The 18272-nt window shown below is 27.8% G+C and carries 14 protein-coding genes; 7 read left to right on the plus strand and 7 right to left on the minus strand.

What is annotated here, in order from left to right; genetic code table 11:
- Positions 1 to 14: 14 nt before the first annotated feature.
- The gene (locus U881_RS0104660; RefSeq protein ID WP_024653445.1) at positions 15 to 617 is read left to right on the plus strand and encodes a hypothetical protein; all 603 of its coding nucleotides are present in this window, start codon (positions 15 to 17) and stop codon (positions 615 to 617) included.
- The gene (gene argS / locus U881_RS0104665; RefSeq protein WP_024653446.1) at positions 610 to 2367 is read left to right on the plus strand and encodes an arginine--tRNA ligase; all 1758 of its coding nucleotides are present in this window, start codon (positions 610 to 612) and stop codon (positions 2365 to 2367) included. The genes U881_RS0104660 and argS overlap by 8 nt, the downstream gene beginning before the upstream one ends.
- 25 nt (positions 2368 to 2392) lie before the next feature.
- Here argS and U881_RS0104670 read toward each other — a convergent pair whose 3' ends face one another.
- Positions 2393 to 4324, minus strand: coding sequence for an AMP-binding protein (locus U881_RS0104670; RefSeq protein WP_024653447.1), 1932 nt, complete (start codon positions 4322 to 4324; stop codon positions 2393 to 2395).
- A gap of 10 nt (positions 4325 to 4334) precedes the next feature.
- On the minus strand, positions 4335 to 5060 hold the full coding sequence (locus tag U881_RS0104675; protein WP_024653448.1) for a CPBP family intramembrane glutamic endopeptidase: 726 nt from the start codon (positions 5058 to 5060) through the stop codon (positions 4335 to 4337).
- A 101-nt stretch (positions 5061 to 5161) separates the two neighbouring features.
- On the opposite strand from U881_RS0104675, the gene U881_RS0104680 reads away from it, so the two are divergent.
- Entirely contained in the window at positions 5162 to 6442 is a 1281-nt protein-coding gene (locus U881_RS0104680; RefSeq protein WP_024653449.1) for a ComEC/Rec2 family competence protein, read from the plus strand.
- A 6-nt stretch (positions 6443 to 6448) separates the two neighbouring features.
- Entirely contained in the window at positions 6449 to 7294 is an 846-nt protein-coding gene (gene rsmA / locus U881_RS0104685; RefSeq protein WP_024653450.1) for a 16S rRNA (adenine(1518)-N(6)/adenine(1519)-N(6))-dimethyltransferase RsmA, read from the plus strand.
- On the opposite strand, the gene pta is transcribed toward rsmA, so the two are convergent.
- Entirely contained in the window at positions 7277 to 8323 is a 1047-nt protein-coding gene (pta, locus tag U881_RS0104690) for a phosphate acetyltransferase (RefSeq protein ID WP_024653451.1), read from the minus strand. The genes rsmA and pta overlap by 18 nt on opposite strands.
- A gap of 109 nt (positions 8324 to 8432) precedes the next feature.
- Between pta and metG the strand changes: the two genes are divergently transcribed.
- The gene (gene metG / locus U881_RS0104695; RefSeq protein ID WP_152520680.1) at positions 8433 to 10631 is read left to right on the plus strand and encodes a methionine--tRNA ligase; all 2199 of its coding nucleotides are present in this window, start codon (positions 8433 to 8435) and stop codon (positions 10629 to 10631) included.
- 21 nt (positions 10632 to 10652) lie between these two features.
- Positions 10653 to 11702, plus strand: coding sequence for a lipid II:glycine glycyltransferase FemX (locus U881_RS0104700; protein ID WP_024653453.1), 1050 nt, complete (start codon positions 10653 to 10655; stop codon positions 11700 to 11702).
- Here the strand turns inward: U881_RS0104700 and murD are convergent.
- A complete protein-coding gene (murD, locus tag U881_RS0104705; RefSeq protein WP_024653454.1) occupies positions 11699 to 13054 on the minus strand; it encodes a UDP-N-acetylmuramoyl-L-alanine--D-glutamate ligase in 1356 nt (451 codons plus the stop codon). The two genes, U881_RS0104700 and murD, sit on opposite strands and share 4 nt — an antisense overlap.
- Positions 13055 to 13078: 24 nt before the next feature.
- A complete protein-coding gene (locus U881_RS0104710) occupies positions 13079 to 14422 on the minus strand; it encodes an MATE family efflux transporter (protein WP_024653455.1) in 1344 nt (447 codons plus the stop codon).
- 396 nt (positions 14423 to 14818) lie between these two features.
- On the opposite strand from U881_RS0104710, the gene U881_RS0104715 reads away from it, so the two are divergent.
- Entirely contained in the window at positions 14819 to 15613 is a 795-nt protein-coding gene (locus tag U881_RS0104715) for a M15 family metallopeptidase (protein WP_024653456.1), read from the plus strand.
- Positions 15614 to 15615: 2 nt separating this feature from the next.
- Here the strand turns inward: U881_RS0104715 and recG are convergent, their stop codons facing one another.
- Both recG and U881_RS0104725 read right to left on the minus strand, forming a co-directional pair.
- The gene (gene recG / locus U881_RS0104720) at positions 15616 to 17679 is read right to left on the minus strand and encodes an ATP-dependent DNA helicase RecG (protein WP_024653457.1); all 2064 of its coding nucleotides are present in this window, start codon (positions 17677 to 17679) and stop codon (positions 15616 to 15618) included.
- A gap of 9 nt (positions 17680 to 17688) precedes the next feature.
- Positions 17689 to 18261: a YggT family protein gene (locus tag U881_RS0104725; RefSeq protein WP_024653458.1), complete on the minus strand. Its 573-nt coding sequence runs from the start codon at positions 18259 to 18261 to the stop codon at positions 17689 to 17691.
- Positions 18262 to 18272: the final 11 nt, after the last annotated feature.

Raw genomic sequence — 18272 nt, forward strand, 5'->3', positions numbered from 1 at the left:
TTAAGGTAAATCTTATGAATGATGACAAAACATTTTATATAACAGATAAATATTTAAAAACATCCTTAATGTTATTTCCAATCTTTGCATACACAAAGAATTTCTTAGAAGGAATCATAATATCAATCTGGATATCTCTATGCATTCTAGCTCCAGCAATGCTTATTCAAAAAATCGAAATGTTTATGCAAAAAACAAAATTTCAAAATCAAATATTAGGAATTTACTTATTAATAATAGGATTTATCATAGGGTTAACTTACCCATTTATGCAATATCTAACTCCCATTCTTTATGAAGATTTGCGATTTTCAATTCCCATTTTAACAGTTATAATAATCTCCTTTCATAAAAATGAACCTTTTAAATCAGTAAACATATGGCAATACTCCAAACTACCCATAATAATATTCATATCACTAAGCATAATAATTTCACTATTTAGAGAAATACTTAACACTGGTAGTTTACAATTCTTTAATATGAAACTTACAATCATTCAAAATTACAATATAACAAAAATACCAGCTTATAGTTCAAATATTTTTTTAATAACATCTTTAATCTTTCTATCGATTAACACATTAATAAACATTAAAGGAAAAAAGAATGATTAAGAGAATAAAAAAAGATCTAGAAGATAAAATTAACAAAACAATAAAAGAACTTGCATCAAGATCAAACATTAAATTAGACAAAATAAATGTAATAATGCAAAAACCCCCAAAAAGTGAAATGGGAGATTTGTCAATATTAATATTTGAATTTAGCAAAATACTAAAATTAAGCATACCCATAATAGCCCAAGAGATAATAAAACACATTGAAAATGAATACAAAATTACACCAATGGGACCTTATTTAAACATAAAATTTAATAGAAAAGAATATATTAAACATACAATCAATAAGGTCAACACAGAAAAAGAAAATTATGGAAATAATAACTTACTTCAAAATAAAAAGATCATAATAGAATTCTCATCACCAAATACAAACAAACCATTACACGTAGGACATCTTAGAAACGACATTATTGGAGAAAGCTTATCAAGAATATTAAAAGCTTCTGGTAGTCAGGTAACAAAAATAAATCTCATAAATGATAGGGGAACACATATTTGCAAATCAATGCTTGCTTACAAAAAATTTGGGAATAATATAACCCCCAAGCTTGCACTAAAGAAGGGCGATCATTTAATTGGTGACTTTTATGTAAAATACAATGAATATGCCAGTCAAAATAATGAAATTGCAGAAAATGAAATACAGCAACTACTATGTCAATGGGAACAAGGAGATGAAGAGACAGTTCAACTTTGGAGACAATTAAACGAATGGGCAATTGACGGAATTAAAGAAACATATAAGATTACAAACATAACATTTGACAAAATCTATCTTGAAAGTGAAATATTTAAGCTTGGAAAAGAAGTTATACTTAAAGGACTAGAAAAAGGCTTATGCTATAAGAGAGAAGATGGAGCAATATGTATCAACATACCTACAGAAACAAGTGAAACAAACAATCAAAATTTCAAACAAAAAGTACTATTAAGATCTAATGGCACATCTATTTATCTAACTCAAGATTTGGGAAACATAGTAGCCAGAAAAAATGAATTTGATTTCGATGAAATGATTTATGTAGTTGGAAGTGAACAAATCCATCATTTTAAAACCTTATTTTACGTAGCAGATCAATTAGGAATTACCAAAGAAAACAATTTAGTACACTTATCATATGGAATGGTAAATTTACCCGAAGGCAAAATGAAATCAAGAGAAGGAAATATAATTGATGCTGATAATTTAATTCATGATTTAAGCAAATCAACTATACAAGAACTTAACAAAAGATATGAAGATGAACAAGATTTGCAAAAACTTGCACTAAATATATCACTAGGAGCCATTCACTATTATCTACTAAAAACAGCAATACACAAAGATATATTATTTAATAAAAAAGAAAGTTTATCATTTACAGGAAATTCAGGTCCATATATTCAATATGTAGGAGCAAGAATCAATAGCATACTTGAAAAATATAATGATTTAAATTTACCCAAAGAAAATATTCATTTTGATTTACTAGTAAACGAAAATGAATGGGAAATAATTAAAATCATCTCTGAACTTGAAGAACATATAATTAAAGCGGCAAAGGATCGAAATCCTTCAGTAATAGCTAATTACTCCTATTTACTTGCAAAAAACTTTAGCATGTACTACCAAGACACAAAAATAATAGACAAAAATAACATCAAGCTCACACATGCAAGAATTGATTTATCAAAAGCAGTGTTACAAACAATAAAAAACTGTATGTATTTACTCAATATACCTTACATGAAAAAAATGTAAATTGGACAAATTTCAATACACTAAATCATAATGATTCAAAATCATCCTTGTTAAATATAGACATTATCTTCTTATTGTATTTCTCAAATATATAATATCTCTTAAGTTTAAGAGTATTGGTAAGCTCATCACCAACAACAAAAGCATCCTTTAATAAAACAAATCCAACAATTCTCTCAAAAATTTTAAACCCAGACTTAACATTAACTATATCTGATATACATTTAGAATAAAATTTATTAACAAGCTCATTTGATAATAAATCATCAATAGAAGAAAATGCTATTCCACTAGAATTGGCCCATTTCTCAAGAACTTCAAAATTAGGTACAATAATAGCCCCTAAAAATTTCTGATCTTGCCCAACAACAACAACATTTTCAATAAACATAGATTTTGATAAAGCTCTCTCAATATGTTCAGGTTCAATATTCTCTCCACCCCTTAGCACAATTGTATCTTTACTTCTTCCAACAATTGAAATTTCATTATTAATTGTTGCACAAACCAAATCACCTGTTTTAAACCAACCATCTCTTGTTAAAACTTCTCTTGTCGTAGTTTCATCTTTAAAATAACCACTCATAACCTGTGGAGATTTTATCCAAAGTTCACCTTTTTCACCTGGTGGCAAAGCATTTCCATTCTGATCAACTACCTTATATTCAATATCTGGAAACAAAGGTCCAACAGTATTTGCAACAGGACACTTAAGACGCCTTACGCTCAAAACGGGTCCCGTTTCTGTAAGACCATAACCTTCAAGAACAACAATACCCACAGCTTTAAAAAAATAATCAACATAATCTATTAAAGCTCCCCCACCAGAAATGCCAAATTCAAATCTTTTTCCAAGTGCTTTCCTTATCTTTCTGAAAATCAAAATGTCTCCTAAAAATTTAAAAGGAAAAATCAAAATTAAGCCCAAAAGACACATAATTTTTATAAAAAATAAAACTAAAAAGTTTGTCTCCCTATAAACAGGAACAAGTCCCAAAAACCTTTCCTTAAGCTTTACATAAAAAATTCCCACTTTTAAGAAAAAATTAAATAAAATTTTTTTAAAAAACGATTCTGATACTCTTTTAATAATACCAGCTCTTATTCCTTCCCATATTCTTGGCACAGAAATAATTGCATGGGGATTTAAAGCTGCAAAATCTTTAAGCAAAATAGGTCCTATAGGCTTTGAATAAGCAATTGCCATACCATTAAGAGTAACAATATATTCGCAAGTCCTCTCAAATGAATGCCAAAGAGGAAGAATAGATATCATTGTGTGACCTGGTTCAAGTGCTGGCAAATAATCATTAATTCTATCTATTTGAAAAATGAAAGATTCATGACGAAGCATAACACCTTTTGGAAACCCTGTTGTTCCTGAGGTATATATTATAGTAGCTATATCCTTACCAGAAACTTTCTCAAGTTCAAGGTCAAACATTTTGGGATTATCTTTTAAATAATCATATCCCAAATTCAATAATTTTTTATAAGAAATTATTGTAATATCTCCCAATTTATCTTCATAAAGCTTATCATCATCAATAATCACAACATGTTTAACAAATTTAAGTTCATGTTTTTTAGCAATGATTTTTTGAAGCTGCTTAGCATTCTCTACAAAGACAAAACTCGATTCAGAATGATTAATAACATAAGCCAATTCATCCTCAGACGAATCATTCCCTCTTGGAACATCAATACAACCCAAACTCATAACAGCAATATCAATGATTATCCATTCTCTTCTTGAATCAGAAACAAGGGCCACCTTATCTCCTTTCCTCATTCCATAATGCAAAAGACCAGAACCAATACCCTTAACTTCATTCCAAAAATCAAAATATATTTGCCTCTTAAAATCTCCAGAATCATTCTCTTTATAAATAAAAATATCAAGATCGCCATAAAGCCCTATAATTTCCTTAAAACGCTTAGGAACAGTATCTAGCATAAAATCCTCCTTATGAAACATCTTCTAAATAATTTGACAAAAAAAGTAACAAACTAACAAAGTTATTATAAAAACTATGGACAAAAATTGAATAATATACATTCTTATATCTTAAACATATAAAAGAAAAAAATACCCCAAATATTAAAGATACAAAAAACCCTATAAATCCATAATAATAATGGCCACAAGCAAAAATAACACTACTAAGCAAACCTGCAATTAAAGAAGAAATTCTCATCTGTTTAAATTTAGTAATAAAAAAAGATCTAAAAAACAATTCTTCAACTCCTCCTACAAAAAAAGAAGTAATAAACATCAAACAAAGCGCATTAATACTACTTATTTTCCACCTAAAACCAGAACTATCCATCTCCATCAAAGATATTAGTGACTTTGAAAACAAAAATGCAAAAAGCAAATACAAAACAATTAACACAACAAAAATACAAACAATCAACTTAACAAAAATTAAAAATGCTCGCCAAACAAAGACAAACTGAAATTTTGGAATACAAAATTCATCCCTAAAATTATAAGAACATGTTAACCTGGCAAAATGCACAATAAAAATAATTTTAAAAGAACCATATAGCCAATAAGAATAATGATTGTTATTAAAATTCCAAAAATCAACATCGACATTTTTAAAAGGAAAAACAAAAGTCAATATAAAATAAGACAATAGAAGTTCCAAAAAAGCATACTTTACAGGATATTTATTCAACAATGTCATGATAAATTATAGATATATAAATACAAGATTGTCAAACTTTAAATAATTAATACAAAAATGATCTGATATCATTAAAATATACTTTCAAAAAGAGATTTTTAGTGATTTTTTTATTTATAATAAGTGCATTAAATTTATCAATAAGATATTACTTAAAATTAAATCTAGTATATCTAAATTCAATTTTAATATTGATCTTTATAATTAAAAAAAATGCTCATCTATCGCTCACATTCATAATTAGCACAAGTCTACTTATCATTTTTGAAATTAGCCTAACTTTTAATAAACCTGAAAATAATTTTTATCAAATAACCAATATCACTACCTATATTTCAAAATATGCAAATACCAAAATTGAAGCAATAGATGGCTTTGGCAAAAATCATAAATTTATATTCAAAAATATTGAAAATAAATATCATATAGGAGATATTGTCAAAATTCAAAATGATAATATTCAATTTATTAAAAAACCGCTGCCAATTAAACTTAGAGAAAAATATAACAAACTCATTAATCCATTTTTAAATTCAATTAGTATCAAATATTCTTACTTTTTAAAAGCAATTCTTATAAAGAAGAAATCGGATATAACAAAATATGAAAAAGATTTATTTCAAAAAGCAGGCTTATCACATATACTCGTAATATCTGGTCTACATTTTTATCTAATTTATATTATTTTTAATTACTTACTGCTTATAATTAAAAATCACAAACTAAAATATCTAATTATAAACACAATACTACTCAATTATTTAATCTTAACAGGACTATCACCATCTGCATTAAGGGCATTTATAATGATAACAACCCTTATAATCTACAAATTAATATACGGAAAAATCAACTTACTTAGTACATTATCAATTAGTTTTATAATAAATGCTATTATTTTCCCATACACATTAAATTCAATAGGCTTTCAATTATCTTATCTCTCAGTAATTGGAATATGCATTTCCATTGCTCTAAATCAAAGATACAACCTAAATAAATTTCTATACCCAATGATTACAACCTTTTTAATTCAAATCTCAACGGCTCCCATTCTTTATATCAATGACTTAAATATTCATCCAATATCAATACTATCAAATATAATACTTACTCCTCTAATTTTAGTATTTTTAACAATAACAATATTTTCTCTAATAACTTATGCAATAAATACAAGTCTATTTCTCTTCTTTGACCTAATTAATAGTCATATATTCAGAATAATAAAAAATGCAATTACTATCTTTAGTAAATTTGAAACAATAAACAATTCAAATATAGGAATATTTTTAATATCAAGCATGATAATACTGTCATTTTTAATCTATAAATTAGAACAAGAAAAAAGACGCAGCAACAAAAATATAACAAACTCATAAAAATAGATGATATTATTCTTATTATCTATGAACATAAATTATAACAGCATAAACAGCATAAAGAATGTACTAAAAAGTAAAAATATAGCTCCAAGAAAGATATGGGGTCAAAACTATTTAATTAATGAACATATAAGAGAAAAAATAATAGATGCACTTGAAATTAAAGCAAATGAAAAAATTTGGGAAATTGGTCCAGGGCTTGGCGCAATGACAATGCTCTTACTAAATAAAGCAAATTTTTTAACAGCATTTGAAATTGATCCTCAATACTCAGAAATTTTAAATGAACGATTTGGAAATTTTACAAACTTCAAATTAATCAAAGGTGATTTCTTAAAAAGATATAAATACGAAGAACAAACGATCAATAAAATATTTTCAAATTTACCTTATAATATTGCATCAAAAGTAATATCAACTCTCATTGAAAATGAAATCTTAACACACATGGTATTTACAGTACAAAAAGAACTGGCAGACAGAATGCTTGCCAAACAGGGAAATAAAAATTATTCATCATTTACAATATTAGTGCAATCACACTTCAATGTAATTAAAATAATGGATATTGATAAAAAAAATTTTTATCCAATTCCCAAAGTAAAATCAACAACCATTAAATTAATTCCTTGTAAAAAGGACATTAAAAATTTTCAAACATTCAATAAATTAGTCAGAACAGCATTTACAAGTCGTAGGAAAAAATTTAAAAATACAATTGTAAATTTTATTAAAGATAAAAAAATGCTTAAAGAAGATTTTTTAAAAAATTTTTTGGATAAAAGACCTGAAGAAATTTCTGTTAAGGAATTCATTACAATTGCAAACAAATTAACTACATATCATTAATGCACTCGCCAACACAATATCATCCACAGAACAACCCCTTGAGAGATCGCTAACTGGATCTCTTAATCCTTGCAAAAAAGGACCATAAGCTTTAGCAAAAGCCAATCTCTCAACAAGTTTATAACCAATATTCCCAGAATCCAAATTGGGAAAAATAAGCACATTTGCAATACCCGCAACCGAGGAAGTGCTACACTTTTTCTCTGCAACGCTTTTAACCAAAGCTGCATCAAGCTGAAATTCTCCATCAATCAACAAGTCTGAGCATTTGCTCTTTACAATATTCAAAGCATCTCTTACCTTTTCAACCTCCAAAGAATTAGCAGATCCCTTTGTAGAAAAGCTTAAGAGAGCCACTCTTGGCTCTTGATTGAAGATATTTTTAAATGAATTTGCACTCTGTATTGCAATTTCTGCAAGTTGCATAGAATCGGGATTAATTATTACAGCACAATCAGCAAACATCAAAATCCCTTCATATCCAACACAAGTCTCAAACTGACCACAAATATTTCGGGTATCCATAATCATAAAAGAAGACACAAATTTAGTCCCTCTAAGTTTAGGAAGTATCCTAAAAACAGTCCTTAAGACTTTAGCAGAAGAAGCTAAAGCACCACAAACACAAGTCTTAACATCACCAAGTCGAACCATCATCATAGAAAATACAATCTCATCTAAAAGCTCTTCTTTGGCTCTCTTAACAGCTAATTGTTTATTATGACGCAAACTCAAATACTCATCTAAATATCTATCAAAATCCGTAAAAGAACTAGGATCTACAATTTCCACTTTATCTAAAATATCATCTCTAAAACCTACAAGTTCTTTCAATCTCCTTAAGACCTTATCTCTAACACCAATAAGCACCACAAGTCCTGCTAGTCCCTCCCGCAAAATATTAATAGTAGCTTTTAAAACCCTAATATCAACACTCTCAGGAAAAACAACACTAGCCTGCTCCCTTTTATCCATTACAATTTTTTTTGCTCTACAATAGACGTAATCCTTAAAATTAAAAGAGTCCATCATTTTACCCCACACTTAATGAATAAAAACATAAATTAATAAAAAAACTAAATAAAATAATATATGTTAATATTAAAATTATGAATATAATACATCAAAAAAGGAAAAAATAAATCAAGTGAAAAAAAAGAACTTAATTACAGCTGCATTGCCATATGTTAACAATATACCTCACCTTGGAAACCTAGTACAAGTATTATCAGCAGACGCATTTGCACGATATTCAAGAATGATGGGAATAGAAACACTTTATGTTTGTGGAACAGATGAATATGGCACAGCCACAGAAACCAAAGCTTTAATTGAAAAAACTACACCCGAAGCATTGTGTAACAAATATTATGAAATACACAAATCAATTTATGAATGGTTTAATATAAAATTTGATATCTTTGGACGAACAACTAACAAAGAACACAAAGACACCGTACAAAACTTATTTTTAAAGCTAGAACAAAATGGATATATCAAAGAAAAAGAAAACGAACAATTTTTTTGTCAAGAAAATCAAATGTTTTTAGCAGATCGATATGTAACAGGAGAATGTCCAAATTGTGGAAATAATGCAAAAGGAGATCAGTGCGAAAACTGCTCTGAACTGCTAGTTACAAACGAATTAATAAATCCAAAATGTATCATTTGTAATCATAGTCCAACTATAAAAAAAACCAAACATCTCTATATCGATCTACCAAAAATAAAAAATGAACTTGAACATTGGATGCAAACAATTGACCAAAACACAAATTGGAATACCAATGCCATTAAAATAACAAATGCATTCTTAAGAGATGGTCTTAAAGAAAGAGCAATAACAAGAGATTTAAAATGGGGAATACCCGTACCCAAAAAAGGATACGAGAATAAAGTATTTTATGTATGGTTTGATGCACCAATTGGATATATATCAATTACAAAAGAAGTCTTCAAAGATTGGGAATCCTGGTGGAAAAATAATGAAGAGACAAACCTCGTACAATTTATTGGAAAAGACAATATTTTATTTCACACTGTTATGTTTCCTGCAATAGAACTCGGAAGTAAGGAAAATTGGACAATATTAAGCAAGCTAGCCTCAAGTGAATATTTAAACTATGAGAACTTAAAATTTTCAAAATCTGAAGGAACTGGAATATTTGGAAATGATGTCATTAACAGCGGCATACCTTCTGATATTTGGAGATTTTATATATATTACAACAGACCTGAGAAAGCTGATTTTCAATTTATGTGGGATGATTTCTCAGAAAGGATCAATAGTGAACTTATAGGAAACTTTTCAAATCTCATTAATAGGGTATTAACATTTTATAAAAAATTCTTTGGAGATAAGATTGACAAAATAGAACTAAGTACAGATTTTTGGCAAATAGTAAATACTAAATATAAGAAAATCTTAAATTTTTTCAAACAAATAGAATTAAGATCGGCTTTAAAAGAAATTCTTGATATCTCAAGAATAGGTAATAAAATATTTCAAGACAGAGAACCATGGAAAACAAAAGACAGTACACCTCAAACAACAAAAGAACTACTTACAAATCTAATATATTTAATAAGGGACCTATCAATATTAATCTCACCATTCATGCCACATACAAGCGACAAAATAAGAAGTTTTTTTGGCAACAGTTATGAAATTTCCAACAAATTTTTAGGAACAAATACAGGATTAACTACAATTCAATATACAGAAGTATTATTTACAAAACTAGAAAAACAATTAATTGATAGTTTAAAATTAAAATACTCAGGGAAAGCAAACATGCAAGATGAACAAATAAAAAATACTATAAATCCAATAAATTTATTTAGCGAGCAAATATGCTTAAAAACAGTAAAAATAAAAAAAATAGACAGAAATCCAGACGCAGAAAAATTATTCATTTTAAAACTCGATGATGGAACTCCCGATGGAAAACAGATTGTAAGTAGCCTTGCAGATCATTACACAGAAGAAGAACTCATTGAAAAACATATAATCATAGTTGACAATTTAAAACCTGCAAAATTTAGAGGCATTAAATCTGAAGGAATGTTAATTGCAACCGAAGATGAAAACAAAAATTTTAAAGTAATAATTGTAGAAGACTTTAAAAATAATCCAATTCCTGGAGAACGAGTGATACTTGAGAGTGATAGTGGCAAAGAATTAAAATCACCAGCAAAAATCAGCATAGATAAATTTTTGCAAACTCAAATTGTAGCAGACAATGGAGAACTTAAAATAAATGGTATCAATTTGATATTAGAGCATTCTAAAGAAAAAGTGCTCTCAAAAGACATTCACAATGGAAAGGTGTATTAAAATTTTAATTCAACAGAAACAATGAATATTAAAAAAATAGAAATAGAAAACTTAAATAAAAATTATCTCCAAAGCAAGCTATGGACAGTTGTAAAACAAACTTCCAGCAAGAAAAGTGCATGGAAAGCCATAGCACTAAGCAGTAACCACTTTAATAAAATTCTTGTGATGCAAAGAAAGCTTTTTGGAAATTTTTATTTAAGTTATATTGCTCATCCAGAATTTTCAAACAAAAGAATTGAAGATATCAATGTAGACGAAATTAACAACAAAATAAAAGAATTTAGTGAAAATATAAGACAATATTTACATAAAAATACAATATTTATACGATACGATTTAATGTTCTATACTTCAAGAAATATCAAAGAAGAATATATTCCATTAAAAGTTAAATTCAAGAATCTAAAAAAATCATTTGATGATATACAACCATCAAATACAACAATACTAAACTTAAATGACTCACTAGACGATATTAAAGCTAAGATGAAAAAGAAAACAAGATACAACATCAATCTTAGCAATAAAAAAAATATTAAAGTTATCATAGATGACAACTTTAAATATTTTGATGCATTTTATGAACTTTATAAAGAAACGGCCCAAAGAGACAAATTTGCCATTCACTCAAAAGACTATATAAAACACCTAATAAAAGCATTTAAAGAAGATAAACACTCCACAATAAAACTAATAATTGCAATACACAATGAAAAATTAATATCTGGAATCATCGTTGGTATATATAAAGACAAAGCCACATATCTTTATGGTGCATCAAGTAGTAAAAATAGACATCTAATGCCAAATTATGCAGTACAATTTCACACAATACAAATGCTTAAAACCCTATCAATAAAAGAATATGATTTGCTAGGAATTCCTCCAATTGCTGATGCAAGACATCCTCTATTTGGACTATTTCAATTTAAAACAGGATTCGGGGGCATAATTATTCACAGAATTGGATGTTATGATTTTGTATACAAAAAATTTTTATACAAAATTTATAATATTCTTGAAATACTAAGATATATCTATTATAAGGTCATAAAAAAAAGAATTTAAATCATCCTATTAACTAAATTTTTAAAACAAATTCCCCTATCAAACTCATTATCAAAAAGTTCAAAAGAGGCACTAGCTGGGGAAAATAAAACTATATCATTGAGCATAGCAATTTCCTTAGCACAATAAACACATTCTTTTAAAGAAGAAAAAACAAAATAATCAATATTCCTAGCCTCTAGAAACTCAATAATTTTTAAAGTAGCACTTCCTCTAAGTAAAATCCAAGTCTTAACCAAAGTTAAAATACCAGAAAAAACTTCAAAATCAAGTTCCTTGTCAGTCCCACCAGTAATCAAATGAATCGATTCTACATTGGCTTTTAAACTTCTAATAGACAAAACTGTAGAATCAGGAATTGTCGATGCCGTATCATTGTAATATTTAACACCGTTAATTTCTTTTACGAATTCTAACCTATGCTCAATGCCATTAAAACCAGCCACAATCTTAGAATAAATATTTAAATCCAAATGCAAATGATTTGCAACAAAAATAGCAATCATCTTAGAAATTAACAGCACAATTTTTGATTCCTCAAGAACATCTATTTCACTATTATTTAGATATATTTTTCCCTCTTTAAAATAAAAGATATCCTCTTTAAAATCTAAAGGCACAGTTTCTGAAAACAAAATAAGCTTAGAACTATGTTTAAACTTAGAAAAATAATTATAATAAGCATGATCTTGAGAGATCAAAATTCCTGAATTTTGATTTATAAAGATTTTTGCTTTATCCGCTATATAATCATCAAAATTTGAATAATAATTTTGATGATCACAATAAATATTTGTAATAATGCTAATTATAGGAGATAAATGTTCAATATCATGTAATTGCCAAGAAGAGAGTTCCAAAATAATTGGCGACGTGCCATCAAGTTCATCTAAAAAACTCAAAGGAGATACTCCAATATTACCTCCAAGCTTAGAATTTGGATAACTAGCAACCAAAGCTCTATGCAAAAGAGATGCAAGAGTTGATTTTCCCTTAGTACCAGTAATAGCAATTATTGGATTTTGATTAAACATTAAAAATAAACTAATATCGCTCTCAACTCTTTTTGCAAGCTTCAAATATCTATTGTCAAAATTCACACCAGGGTTTTTAATTACAATATCTGCTCTCTTAAAATCTTCCTCATCATGATATCCCAAGACATATCGAACGTTACTTTCAAACTGCTTTAAAGAATCAATGCTTGGCTTTAACTCAATTTCATTTTTCAAATCGGTAATTACCAAATTACCACCATGTTTTAATAAGAATTTTGCAACAGACAGACCCCCTCCATGAAGTCCCAAACCCATAATTAAAAAATTCTTACCTCTAATCTCATCTAAACACACAGCATCAGTATTATAACAAAATAATTAACCTGTTTTAATAGACTTAATCCATTTAGTACTATAAAAATAAGGCAGAGAAATACTAAATTTAATGACATCTTCAAGAGTTGGAATAAATACAACAAGCTCAAAAGGAACTTGTGTATAATTTGCCAAAAAATATGCAATGGGAATTGTATAAACCAAAGTCACAATACCTTCCATAATAGCCCCAAAATTTGGGGACGCACCCGCACGGAAAAAGCCAAACAGATATTGAAATGCAAGTGATGTAAAGAAAGCTGAAATTGAATAATATCTTAACATAACCCCCATAAGGCTGGCATACTCTAATTTATAAAAAACATAAGGAGCTACAAATGACAACATAAACATTATCATAGAAGTCAAAGCAGCCAAAACGAAACCTATTTTCCTCAAATAGCATGCAACAGACATTATCTCATCCTTATTATTACTCATTTCACGTCCCATCACAATATTAACAGCAAAGCAAAACGCATACAACATGTTAAATGCAATAAGATAAGTAGAAAAAGTGATACTATAGGCTGCATATTTGGCCGTATCAATTCTTGAAAAGATAGCAATTAAACCAAAATATCCCACATACCAAATAAAATCATTGAAAAAAATTGGAACAAAAACCTTAATTAACTCAGAAAATATCACAGGATTAATTTTTAAGTCTTCACACTTAAGATAAAAATGTGAATTTACATTAAAAACAGTATAAAAAAGATAAAAAACAAGCTCAATTAAACGAACCAATGTAGTTGCAATAGCAGCACCAATTACTCCCATATTCAAAACAAAAATAAATACATAATTAAAAAATATATTTACAACAACTGCAATAATAGAAGTAATAATTTGAATTTTAGTCACTTTAACAACTTTTAGAGAATTAGCAATAATTCCCTTAACAACTGCAAATACAAAAGAATAAACAGCAATATCAAGATAAGATACTCCATAAGATATAGCTACCAAATCATCAGACAACAATCCAAGAAAAAAATATGAATAAAATAATGAAACCACTATAAATAAAGAGGAAAAAAATAAAAGTATTATAATACTAATAAAAAAAGTGTTTTTATAACCATCAATATCACCTTGAGCATACTGCCTTGTTGCCAATATGTTATAAGCTCCCATAACAGCAAAGGCAATAGTATTAAAAAGTTCAAACAATTTATTTGCAAGAGAAACACCAACAACAGGATAATCACCAAGATAAGACACCATAATATTATCCGTAAATGCAACAATGTTAAACAAAAAGAATTCAATGGCCGTTGGAATTGCAATATTAAAAACATCTCGATATACACTGTTTTTTTTAGATTTGCTTAATGAATACATAATATCCTCTTAAATACAAAAACAGCAGATTTTTACATAGTCAGAAAAACAAACAAAACCAACTTAAAAAAATATGCTATAGAAAATTAGCAGCAATGCCTTTATTAAATAAAATCAAAATAAATTTTAAATTCATATTGCTCATATAATATCCTTAATTGCCATTATAATATATTTTTAAAATTAAATCAGTGTTTCAGAATGAATCTTGATTCAATTACCTTGAAAAAACTCTATTAAAAAAATATTAGGAATTACATAATCCTCAAAACAATAATCATGATGATCAAAAAACATTATCAATTGAAACAAAAAAAGACTCAAAACCTAAAAATATAAAACATTAATAATTTTTTCAAGCATTAAATAATATAAATGCAATATAATTATACATTAATGAGATCGCACAATATTTTTTCATTAATATTGCTAATCAATAATTTTTATTTAGCAGCAAACCCAATATCAAAACAAGATTTTCAAATCTTACTAAGTACAATAAAAACTTTAGATAAAGCTCATCAAACAAAAATAAAAAAAGAACCCATTTCATTTATTCAAGAACTAAAACCATTACTTGAAGCAGAAGCAAACAATCTATTAATACTTGTAAATAAAAAAATTCCCATTCCCAAAGGATATAATCCAAACGACTTAGTTTATCTAAAAAATTTTCAAGAACTAAAGAATCTTGTTAAAGAAAATTTACAATTAAGAAAAATAGTAATAAATGACTTAATCGATCTTATAAACGCAAGCAAAAAAAACGGATTACAAATAAAAATAATATCAGCATACAGAACAAAAGAATACCAAAATTTTTTGTTTCAGTATAATGTAAAAACGTATGGTATAAAATCAGCACAAATCCAATCAGCAATTTCTAATCATTCGCAACACCAGTTAGGAACAACCATAGATTTCATAAATCTAGATGACAACTTGCTAAATACAAAAGAAGGCAAATGGCTTTATGAACATTCATCAAAGTATGGATTTTCATTATCATACCCCAAAAAACATGAAAAAGAAACTGGCTACAAAGCAGAACCTTGGCATTACATGTACATTGGCAAAGAAGCATGTAATCTACAAAAAAAATACTTCAATAACTTACAATATAAATTCCTTGAATTTTGGAATCAACATAAAAAAGAACTTTCACAGCTAATTCAAAAATACACAAACTAATATTAAGTACTCTTATGAACCGATTTTAAGTATGATACTAAAAGACTATCTAGTAATTCAATATCTGATTTATCATAAAAATCCCTATTTGCACAAAACATATCAAGTTCTTCTCTCATTAAACCTATAATTTCTTTATCTTCCACAAAATCAGATATTCTAAGATGCAAATAACCACTCTGTTCAAGACCAAATAAATTACCAGGACCTCTTAATTTAAGATCTTCTTCTGCTATTTTAAATCCATCTGTATTTTCCTTTATAGTTTTAAGTCTAAATTTTCCTGCTTCGGTTAAAGGCTCCTTATATAGCAAAAAGAAGAAAGATTTTAAATTACTTCTACCAACACGTCCTCTAATTTGATGCAATGTGGAGAGCCCAAAACGTTCTGCATTCTCCACTACCATACAAGTTGCATTGGGACAATCAATACCAACTTCAATAACGCTTGTTGCAACTAAAATATCTATTTTCTTCAAATAAAAATTATGCATAATCTCTTCTTTTACATGAGATTCAAGCCTAGAATGAATCAACGCAACAGAATATTTGACAAAAACATTTTGAAGATTTAAACACATACTGGTAGCATCCTTTAAATTAAACTTTTCTGAAGATGATATTAAAGGATATACAAAATAAACCTGATGTCCTTTTGCAAGTTCCTTTTTCAAAAATTCATACACCTTTTCTTCATTGCCATGTCTTGCCAAATACGTAGTAACAGGCATCCTACCCGCAGGACCCTTTTTAATTAAAGAAACCTCAAGATCTCCAAAAATAGTTAAAGCTAAACTTCGAGGAATAGGAGTTGCTGACATCAAAAGAACATCAACCTCCTCACCCTTATTTCTAAGCTCTTCTCTCTGTTCAACACCAAATTTATGCTGTTCATCAATAATCACATAAGCCAAGTTTTTAAATTTTGTTCCTTGAGAAAAGATAGCATGGGTACCAATAACCAAACTATAAATTCCACTCTGAATTTTTTCCAAAACATCATTTCTATCTTTTTTTTTCAAACTGCCAGTCAAAAGAGCCACAGAAACATCAAAATCTTTCAATATATTTTTCAAATTATTATAATGCTGACGAGCCAAAAGATCAGTAGGTACCATAAATGCAACCTGATATCCAGCCTCAATTAAAGGAATGCTAGACAAAAAAGCAACAAGAGTTTTTCCACTCCCAACATCACCTTGTAACAATCTATTCATTGGCTTATCTTTTTTAAGATCATTAATTATCTCAGCAATTGCAAATTTTTGATCCCTTGTAAGTTCAAATGGCAGTTTTGCAACAATTTGCTTAAGTAAATTAGTGGACAAATATTTTTCTTTCCTTAAGAAAACTCTATAACTCCTGCCTCTTGAAAAAAATTGAAGTAAAAAAATTTCTCTATAAATTAAAGTTTTTTTTGCTCTTTTAAGCATTGCAATCGAACTTGGAAAGTGAATCTCATTTAAAGCATCATGCAAAGGCAATAATGAATATTTATTTATTAAAAATTCAGGAATATCTGACTGGCCAAATTTAAAAAAATAAAAAAGAGCACCCTTAACATAAGAGGATATTTTTTTAGAACTAAGTCCCTCACTAAGAGAATAAACCGGCATAATTTTTTTAAATTTTGAAGGATTATAACTAAATATTTCACTATCAAAATTGGAACAACTCCACATCCTAGTGTAATCGTTATAGCTAAATCTAGCATAAATATAAAATTTTTGACCTATTTGAAAAATCCGCTCCAAAAAACTTCTATTAAAGAGAAGAATTTCAAATAGTTCATTATTCTCACTTCTAGCTATAATTTTTAAATTTCTTTTGAAAGGATTCCCAAAATTCTTATGTTCTATAACAGTAAAAATTGTCATAAGTTCACAACTTCTAAATTTAGATGGATCTGGGAATGGTATCATATTTAGACGATCTTCATATTTTTTAGGAAAATATTCTATGAGTTCCTTAATATTTGTAATGCGAATATTATTTAATCTATCAATTCCCCTGCTACCAAGGCCATTAATGCCCTGTAAGCCATACTGAAACTCATGCAAAAACATGAAAAATCCCTAAAAAGGTAAATAAACGCCTAAAATATTAATAGCCAACACAGCCTGCTCACAAATAATGATGAATGCCAACAATAATGATGCTGCCACAATTAAACTAATAACATAAGACATATGTTTATCTGTAACAATATTTTTTATTTTAAAAGACAATGGGACTAATAAAGAATCAACACTTCTCATAAAATCAGTACCATCAAATAAACGTAAAAACAAAAATATTACCCTTAAAACAAAGAAAAAAATAAGAGCAACAAAAATACTTCTCAAGATTCCCCAAACTTCAATAATAAATAATATTATAAACGTAGAAAGTTTATAATCACCATAAGATAACATTCTCTCAACTATCAAAAGAGTAATTAAAGCTGCAACTGGGGAGAAATCATAAATACCAAATCTAAAAAACCTAATCCTTCTAAAAACAGATAAAAATGGCTCTGTTGTACTATATATAAATCTAAAAAATGCATTAGTACTAATTCCTGAGGATACAAACCAACTAAGAAGAATTCTGATCAAAATCAAAATTCTATAAATGTCCAAAAATACAATTAAAGTCTCTATTATCACAAACTAATCCT

Source organism: Borrelia persica No12 (genome assembly GCF_000500045.1).
GTDB lineage: Bacteria > Spirochaetota > Spirochaetia > Borreliales > Borreliaceae > Borrelia > Borrelia persica.